This is a genomic window from Aestuariivirga sp., assembly GCF_046093005.1.
GTDB lineage: Bacteria > Pseudomonadota > Alphaproteobacteria > Rhizobiales > Aestuariivirgaceae > Aestuariivirga.
Window position 1 is genome coordinate 1 of the sequence record NZ_JBJTER010000008.1, and the last position, 8,677, is coordinate 8,677.

Consider the following 8,677-nt stretch of genomic DNA (forward strand, 5'->3'; position numbering starts at 1 on the left):
GGCCAGGACCCGGACCCTGAGATCGAGTGACAGCGCTTTCGACATGACTGCCGGCCTCCAAACCCGGCAGACAGTGTGAATCATTTTCTCGCTGATTTGGGAATCCCAAAAAGATTCATTCAGATAGGGTGCCGCTCTAGACCAAGAAACCGGACTGTTGGAAGCAGCACTGTTTCAGCGACGCCGGATCCTGTTCCGAGGGCGGGAAGCCGCGCCGCTTCATCAACATGCCGGATCTCTTGCGGCTGCCGCTTGCTCTCATCCTGCGCCAATTGCGCCGGTCACGCTGGCAGACCCGCAGCAGGGCTCCTGGCGCCGGTATGACGGGGCGCGCTGTCAACAACAGCAGCTTGCTTCTGGTTCCGGCGACGGCACGTCCAGCGCCGGGTTGGCCGCGAAGAAGCCCACCGGCATCCAGTGGAAATTGGCGTAGACGCAGGGCTGCACCGGCCAGTCCTCCGGGCGCGGCAGGTGGTGGTAATTCATCACATACCACACCACCACATCCTCATTGACCAGGGAGCGGTCCTGCCTGACCCAGGCAGGCAGGCCGTCGCCGCCCTTGTGCTGGTTGGGATAGGTGCCCGCCGGATAGAGCTCACCGGGAGCGAACTGCGTGGCCCAGAAATGGTGATACATGAAGCCCGCCCGCCGCCCGACATGCGAGTCCGGATGCTGGAAGGGGAAAGCATTGACGCCCGGCATGAGCTTGTAGCCGGGATGCTCACCCAAACCATTGACAACATTGGGGTTCACCACCTTCCAATAGCGCTGGGACGCCACATCGATGTCACGGCAGGCCGCCAGTTCCGAGGCGAGCAGCGTCTCCTCGATCCGGATCGCATTGCCATGCGGATTGGCCTCCCCCATGGGCGGGGCAAAGAAGTTCACTTCCTTGACGCTGTTGCGGGGGCCATCCACCGCCATGTCGAAACGGTAGCAGAACACATGCTGATGCACATGCGCCTCGATGCCCGGCGCCATCAGCGCGCCATAGGCCGAACGCGCCCCCACCGGCACCGCCGAGGCAAAGGGTATGCCGGTGGCCTTCACCTCCACCCCGATGTTGCCGTCCTGATAGAAATACCAGAAGAAGCCATAGACATAGTTGCCGATGGTGGCGACGGACGAAATCACCAGCCGGCGCGAGCGCTTCACCGTCGTCTGGCCGGTCATCCAGTTGGTGTACTTCCACAGCGTGCCGAAATCCTCTTCATGCATGCAGATGGCGTTGTTGATCAGCTTCGGATTGCCCTGCCAGTCATGGCTCCAGGCGTCGAAATAATGGATGAGGCCCAGGCAATCGCAGCCCAGCGTGAGCGAATCGAGAAACTGGCCAACGCCATATTCGCCGGTATCGAAGGCATTGCGGCGGTAGTTGCCGCCCGTCGGGTCGCCATAGGGCACGACCATTTCCGCCATCGCGGCGCGGCGCATGATGGGGCGCAGGCGGCCCTGATCCTCATAGCCGATGTCATGCAGGAGCAACCCGTCGCGCACATGAAAGCCGACGCGCATGCGCCAGTTCTGCCAGCGCACTTCGTGGCCGTCGACGGTGAAGCTGGGGCCTTCGGGCTGGGTGATTTCGAGGGGCTTCAAATCATGGCGGGTCGCCGCCTGGATGATATCTGTGCCGTCCGGCGGCAGCGGCACCACGCCGAAATCATCGACGCGGATCACCTCCATGCGGCGCAGATCGATCACCGGATGGAGGTTGGCGATGGGCCGCGCATAGGGGTTGTCGCCGGACGCGTTGCGCACCCAGCAATGGCCATAGGCGATGCGCCGGCCCTCTTCCTCCGGAATGCCGAAATAGCCCGCTGCCCAGGCTTCCACCAAAACGCTGTCCATGTCGGTGATGCCGCGTCTCGCACAGGCGGCGATGAAGCGCGGGTCCTTCTTGGCCGCCTCGCCCCCGGCGACGAACTCATCAGCGACGATGCGCGCTTGCATGCCCGCCACCTCGCCCCAAAGCCGAAGCGCGCCGGCACCAAGGTCGGCGACGCCTTCCCAGGTAAGGCCAGAGGCCGGATCATAGCAGCAGATGAAGGCCTCGCGGCGGGCGCTGCCGCTGGCCAGGGCGGCCTTGCCGGGCTCCTGCAACGCGACGGTCTCGAACCAGGCTTTCGCACTCAGGCCGCCGTCGCGCCTGACGATATCGCGGGCGCGGGCGATTTCGTCCTTGGTCAGGGGATCGAGCGGATGTGTGGTCATGTCATGCGTGTCCTTCTGCTGGCGAACCAGCTAGCACGGCAGGCCGGCCGCCTCCAAACTGGCCTGTCTTGTGCAAAAGACATCACGCGGCGGAGCGTGGCTGTGTGATTTTTCCGCAACCGCGAAATGACTGATTGCAGCCCCGGCCGCGCGCACCTATCATCCGATCCAATAAGGGCTCCGGCGGATGACCGGCAGCCTCGGCAAGGACACGGGGGATGGCGCAACAACAGGACGAGTCCGCAGGGGCTGGCCATGAAAGGCCAAGCATGAACCGGGCGGGAGGCACGGGACCGGAGGTTGATTTCCTGCCGCCGTTGCCCGTTGCAATCGATGCGCCGGAAGTCCGCTACGCCAAGCTGAGCCGGATCGTCGCAGAACTGGTGGTGCCCCGCCTGCTGGCGCTTCATGACAAGGCGCGCGGCGAGGCCGGGACAGATGCGCCAGCCACCTCGCCGGGATCTGCCGAGATTGCCGAACTGGCAAACCTCGTTCTGGGACAGCAAGGCGACGGCGCGGCGGAATTCCTTCTCCGCCTCAAGAATGACGGCGTCTCACTCGATAGCCTCTATGCCGATCTGCTGGAACCGACCGCCCGCCATCTTGGCGAGTTGTGGAACGACGACAAGATCGACTTCGTGGATGTGACACTTGGCGTGTCGCGGCTGCAGCGGATCGTTCTTCTGTTCGAAGGGCTCGAGCCCGTTGAAGCGTTGGACGCGAAGCGAAAGGTTCTGCTGGCGGTGGCGCCGGGCGAGCAGCACAGCTATGGCAGCGCCATCGTGCAGAAATTCCTGCGTGCGGCAGGCTGGCATGTGTGGACCTGCACCACGCCACGGTTTGAGGAAGCCGCCGACATCGCCGCGCAGGAGTGGTTCGGGGTGATCGGCTTCTCGCTGGGCTCGGACATTCACCAGGAAGCGCTGGCGACGGCCATTGCCCGGGTGCGGGAATTGTCGCTGAACCCCAAGGTGGGGATCATGGTGGGCGGCTCGGCCATTGCCCGCAATCCGCAATGGGTGGAAGCGCTGGGCGCCGACGGCACCGCCGCCAATGGCCCCGCCACCGTCATCCTGGCGAAGAAACTGCTCGCCGGGAGCCTTGGCTGATCACCTTGCAACGCTTCACGCCAACGCTCCTGCACAACACCATCGGCGGCCATGCGCCGGTGATGACCGTTGCCAGCGGCGACACCATTGTCGCGGCAACCGCTGACGCGCATGGCTTCGACCATCTCGGCCAGCAGATTGCGACCCGCCCCAACCCAATGACCGGGCCATTCCTCGTAACCGGTGCGGAACCGGGAGACACGCTGCTGGTCGCCATCCGCGATATCCGCATGACCCGCGCTACTGGCTGGACCTTCGATGTTCTGAGCGCCAATGTCGTCGATCCACGTGCGGTAAGACGTTTTCCAGATCACCGTATCGTAAACTGGATAATTGACGCCGCTGCCGGCCGCGCGAGGCTCGCCGACCCGCCACCGGCCCTTGCCGCGTGGTCGGTGCCGGTCGAACCGATGATCGGCTGTTTCGGCGTGGCGCCGGACTTGGGCCAGGCGATTTCGACGGCGACCAGCGGACGCTATGGCGGCAACATGGACTACCGCGGCTTTCGGGCTGGTGTTGAAGCGATGTTTCCGGTCTCGGTGCCGGGCGCGCTTTTCTTCCTCGGCGACGTGCACGCCCAGCAGAGCGATGGCGAAATCGTCGGCACCGGTATCGAGACGGCCGCCGAGGTGACCTTCACGCTGCGCGTGCTGAAGGGCCGGAAGATTGGCTGGCCGCGCGGCATGAATGAACGGGAGATCTTCACCATCGGCAATGCCCGCCCGCTCGACCAGGCCCTGCAGCACGCCACCACCGAGATGCTGGACTGGCTGATGGCTGACTTTGGCCTCGACGAGGTGTCAGCAAGCCATGTCATGGGCCAATGGGTGCGCTATGACGTGGCCAATGTTTTCAACCCCGCCTATTCGGTGGCCTGCCGGATGCCGCGCGAGGCGCTGTCCAAGCTGGGTCAGTAGCCGGTCATCTCAACATAGCCGCGGCCTGGATGCGATCCCTCGATCCTGACCGGGCCTTCCCAATAGGAAACCTGGGTGTCCATCCAGGCTTTCGGATTGAGCGCCCGGGTGGTGACGTCAAGGCCTTTGGACGGCAGCGCCACGCGCCAGCGCACCGGCACCTTGCGGCCGTCAACATTTTCGAAGGCAAGAGGTTCGACCGCCAGCGCTCCGGGCGGCTGCGGCTCCGGAACGCCATCCTTGCCGATCCAGGTTGCGGAGGTGAAGCCGGGGCCCTGATCGCGCAGCCGGAAGCCCATCAGCTTTTCGCCCGAGTCGAAATGGAATGAGAACCAGTCCCATCCGGTCTGATCAGGGCTCAGGGGCTGCGACGACCATTCGTGATCGAACCAGGCCTCGCCGGTCACCTCCACTTCCCGGCCCTCGACCGTGATGGTTCCGCTCACCTGGTAGAATGGCTGCGAATAGTAGTAGCTGGCCTGGCCCTTGTCTGATTTCACCGAGTAGCCACGATCGCCCTGCAGCACCAGCGGGCCCGTGGCATCGAGCTTGAGACGGTAGGAAAAGCCGCCGCCGCCCGCCGAGACATCGAGTGCCGTGATCTCGTCGGACCCCGGCGCGGCACGCGATGCCATGCGCCAGTCGTCGATCTCAGCCACGAACGGCGTGAGCCCGACACCAGCCTGGCCGATGCCGCCGCGCGCCAGGCGTTCGGCGGAATAATGTTTCGTGGCCGTCGTCAGCCCGGCATGGCCCATCCACAGCTGCGGGCTCTGCCAGCCCGGTTGCTCTTCGGGTTTGAGGGCGGACCGGAACAGCGTCCATTGCGCGCCATAGTCATGGCCGTCGGCGCCGCTGAGCGTGGCGGTGAGGTACCACCATTCGATACGGTAAGCCGGGTGCGCGCCATGATCGCGCGGGAAGATGAGCGCCCTGCCACGCTCGGGCATGGCGAAGCCCTCCGCATCGCCGCCAAGGCCTGCGAAGCCCTGGGCCAGCGCCGGCACGGCCATCGCCAGCAGGAAAAGAACAATCAGCCTAACGTTCATTGGCAAACACCTTCAGCAGCTCAGCGGGCGGCAAACGCATCAGCCGCAGGGCGGGGATCGCCGCGGCCACGGCCGCGCTGACGATTGCCAGCAGCGCCAGCCTCACCCAGTCTTCCGGAAACACGTGCATCGGCAGGCGCCAGCCGAATGCTTCAACATTGACAACCGCCAGCAACAGCCAGGCCAGCGCCAGCCCGGCGGGCACGGCTGCCAACATCGTGAACGCGGCGAGCGCGAGGCTGCGCAACAGCTCCAGCAGCGCCAGCCTGCGAAGCGTCAGACCCATCGCCCAGGCAGGCGCCAGCTGCGCGAGGCGCATATCCGCCAAGGTGAGGAGACTGGCAAAAATTGCCAGCCCGGCGACACCCAGCGTCAGCACATTGAGCGCCGCGGTGACCGCGAAGGTGCGCTCGAAAATACGCAGCGAGAACGCCTTGACCTCCGCCTGGTCGGCGATGCTCTCCGCGGGAAGCGCGAAGGCCTCGCGGAGTTCGGAAGCCAACGCAGCCGCTCTTTCCGGCGCGACCCGCACCGCATAGCGCAGGCGGCTCACCTCAGGGTCCAGCGCCAGCAAGAGATCAAGACCCACCATGACCTGGCCCTTGGGGTTTCCATAGTCGGAGTAGATCCCGGCGATCGGCAGGCTCCGGTTGCCGGGCAGCGCAACGCTCTGGCCAAGATCAAGGCTTGCGCGGCGCGCCAGCTGCTCGTTCACCAGCACGGCCTCGCCTCTGGCGATCAGGTCCCATGCCTGTGGCGCCACGGCAAGCATCGGCCAGTTGTCACGGTAGGTCGCATGGTCGGCAACGCCGACCACCTGGACCGGCTGGCCAGCAAGACGAATCTCGGTGGCCCAGATCGGCAATACCGCATCGCTGCGCTGGACGAGCCATTCGCGCATGGCGGCTGCCTCATCTTCGCCGCGGGCCGTGACATAGAGTTCAGCGGCGAGCCGCTGATCGAGCCAGCCAACGAAGGTGAGGCGGAAACTATTCACCATCGTGCCGACACCGGCATTGGCGGCGAGCGCCAGCAGCAAGGCCATCAACGCCAGCGACAGTCCGGGAAGCTGCTGGCGGCTGTCGGCCCAGAACCATTGCGTAACCACGCCCCTGGACAATCTGCCCGCCAGGGCCATGAGCCCCGAAAGCATGAGCGGCAACAGCAGCGCTGCGCCAAGCAGGCCCGCCGCCAGCGCCGCGAAACCCGCCGCGAGACCATCTCCAAACCTTACGGCCAGCGCGGCCGCCGCTAGCAGGCCGGCACCGGCCAGTGCCTCAAGCCGGAGTGCTTTTCCGGCAGCCAGGCTCCAGCCGCGCGGCTGGGCCGGAGCCAGCAGTGGCGCGGCGGCCACCCGCCATAGCCGTGAAGCCGCCGAGGCCAGAGTGCCAGCGACCGCGATGGCGATTCCCAGCAGCCAGACCGATGGCGTGATCGCCAGTTGGCCTGGTACTTCGGCGCCGTAAAGGCCCTTAAGGCTCGCGGCCACATCCGGCAGCAGCAAAGCGGCGACAGCATAGCCCAATGCCACGCCAACGAGCCCTGCCGCCAGCGACAAGGCCAGAAGCTCAACCAGGAAAAGCACGACAAGATGTCTCAGCGGCAAGCCGAGGGCGCGCAGCGTGCGCACCACCGGCCGGCGCTGCTCGAAGGCAAGGCCGATGGCCGCATGCACGATGAACAAACCCACCGCGAAAGCCAGGAAGCCGAAGGCCGTGAGGTTCATGTGGAAGCTGTCAGTGAGCCGCGAGAGATCGGTTTCGGCCGCTGGAGCGCGGCGCTCCAGCTCCGGCGCGAGACCGGCGAGCGGCGGCAGCCCGTCGCGTTGTTCCGGCCACAGCAGGAGCCGCGACACGAGGGCCGGCGCATCGAGCAATTGCTGGGCGACGCCGATGTCAGTGAGCGCCGTACCGGGCGGCAGCGTGTCGGTGAGCCGCAAGGGCGGCGTCTTCATGCCTTCGAGGCGGGCGGCCGTTTCGGGCGCCACGATGTGCAGCCCCGGTGGCGTGATGACCGCGGCAAGGCCGATATCCGCTGCCGTGACATCAACCTGCGCCGCGGCGGGCGGCAAGGTCAGCGGGTCAATGCCGATCACCCGGAGCCGCTTGGTTCCGAAGCGCGCCTCGCCTTCGAGCACCGGCGCGACGAGCCAGCCCGCCTTGCGCAGACGCACATAGAGCCGCTCATCAATCAGCGCGCCATCGGCACGGACGAGGGTTTCAAGCCGGTCCTGCCCCACCACGGCCGCGGCACGGGCATAGCTGAGCCGCGCCTGCGCATTGATCGCCTGCACCGCCGACCACAGCGCGGTGGCAAGCGCCAGGCCCGCCAACAGCATGGCGAGTTGCAGACGATGCCGCCGCCAGTGTGACAGCAGAACGAGAAAGCCTTGCCACAACATCAGGCGAGCCTTCCGGCGCTCAAATGAAGCCGCCGCCCAAGCCTGGCGGCAAGCCGGGTCGAGTGGGTAACCATGAGCAGCGCCGCACCGGTCTCGGCCTGCAGCGCTAGCATCAGGTCAAGGACCTGGTCCCCGGTTGCTTCATCGAGGTTGCCGGTGGGCTCGTCGGCGAGGATCAGCGGCGGCTTCAGCGCCAGCGCGCGGCCGATCGCCACCCGCTGCTGCTGGCCGCCCGACAGTTGCTCCGGATAGCGCGTGAGCAAGGCAGACAGCCCGAGCCGTTCAGCGAGCTGCGCGCACCAGGCGGCATCATGGCGTCCGGCGAGCCGTGCCTGGAACGCCAGATTGGCCGCCACGTCGAGTGATGGAATAAGATTGAATTGCTGGAACACGAGGCCGACGCTGGACCGCCGGTAGGCCGCGAGCTCCGCCTCGCCCAGCTTCGTGATGTCGCGGCCCTCGAACAGAACAGCGCCCGCGTCAGGCCGGTCGAGCCCACCCACGAGATGCAGCAGCGTGCTCTTGCCGCTCCCTGATTCGCCGGTGAGCGCCACACACTCCGCGCGATCGACGGCGAAGCTCACCCCGCGCAGAACCTGCAAATGCCCTTCGCTGGTCGCATAGGCTTTGCCGACGTCCTTGACTTCGAGCAGCATCTGGTCTCCCGCCATCACCGGTCATACTACGCAGGGCGGCCGGCGGCGGACCCGTCAGGCCGGAGACAGCATCTGCCTCGCCGCGGCGCGTGTCACGCCGATCACCGCCTTGACCGGCAGGTGATCGGAGGCCACCCGCGACAGCTTGGTTTCGACGGCATACATCTCATAGACGGTGACATGCCGGTTGGTCAGAACCCGGTCCAGCGGCCACAGCGGAAAGCGCGACGGAAAGCTGGCAATCGCCATATCAACATCGCTCAGATGCGGATCGAAATTGCGCAGCGCCGAGCGGCCGCCGATGCGCCACTCGTTGGTATCGCCCAGCAGG

Annotated in this window: 7 protein-coding genes; 2 read left to right on the top strand and 5 right to left on the bottom strand. The window is 65.8% G+C overall.

Annotated elements, in window-relative coordinates:
- Nucleotides 1–336: 336 nt before the first annotated feature.
- Nucleotides 337–2,244 (bottom strand): primary-amine oxidase, encoded by a 1,908-nt coding sequence (locus ACKOED_RS00435; protein WP_408914610.1) that lies wholly within the window; start codon nucleotides 2,242–2,244, stop codon nucleotides 337–339.
- Between the two features lie 239 nt (nucleotides 2,245–2,483).
- On the opposite strand from ACKOED_RS00435, the gene ACKOED_RS00440 reads away from it, so the two are divergent.
- Together ACKOED_RS00440 and ACKOED_RS00445 are read left to right on the top strand one after the other, a co-directional pair.
- Complete coding sequence (locus tag ACKOED_RS00440; RefSeq protein ID WP_408914605.1) at nucleotides 2,484–3,323, top strand: B12-binding domain-containing protein; 840 nt, start codon at nucleotides 2,484–2,486, stop codon at nucleotides 3,321–3,323.
- Nucleotides 3,323–4,240 carry an acetamidase/formamidase family protein gene (locus tag ACKOED_RS00445; protein ID WP_408914611.1) on the top strand — a complete coding sequence of 306 codons (918 nt, stop codon included), beginning with the start codon at nucleotides 3,323–3,325 and terminating at the stop codon, nucleotides 4,238–4,240. The genes ACKOED_RS00440 and ACKOED_RS00445 overlap by 1 nt, the downstream gene beginning before the upstream one ends.
- Here the strand turns inward: ACKOED_RS00445 and ACKOED_RS00450 are convergent.
- The 4 genes from ACKOED_RS00450 to ACKOED_RS00465 form a co-directional block, all read right to left on the bottom strand.
- On the bottom strand, nucleotides 4,234–5,289 hold the full coding sequence (locus ACKOED_RS00450; protein ID WP_408914606.1) for a lipocalin-like domain-containing protein: 1,056 nt from the start codon (nucleotides 5,287–5,289) through the stop codon (nucleotides 4,234–4,236). The genes ACKOED_RS00445 and ACKOED_RS00450 overlap by 7 nt on opposite strands.
- The gene (locus ACKOED_RS00455) at nucleotides 5,279–7,690 is read right to left on the bottom strand and encodes an FtsX-like permease family protein (protein WP_408914607.1); all 2,412 of its coding nucleotides are present in this window, start codon (nucleotides 7,688–7,690) and stop codon (nucleotides 5,279–5,281) included. The genes ACKOED_RS00450 and ACKOED_RS00455 overlap by 11 nt, the downstream gene beginning before the upstream one ends.
- Nucleotides 7,690–8,346, bottom strand: a complete 657-nt coding sequence (locus tag ACKOED_RS00460) for an ABC transporter ATP-binding protein (protein WP_408914608.1) — start codon at nucleotides 8,344–8,346, stop codon at nucleotides 7,690–7,692. Before ACKOED_RS00460 ends, ACKOED_RS00455 begins: the two co-directional genes overlap by 1 nt.
- A 54-nt stretch (nucleotides 8,347–8,400) precedes the next feature.
- Nucleotides 8,401–8,677, bottom strand: a 277-nt coding sequence (locus ACKOED_RS00465; RefSeq protein ID WP_408914609.1) for an endonuclease/exonuclease/phosphatase family protein, incomplete at its 5' end; no start/stop codon positions are given.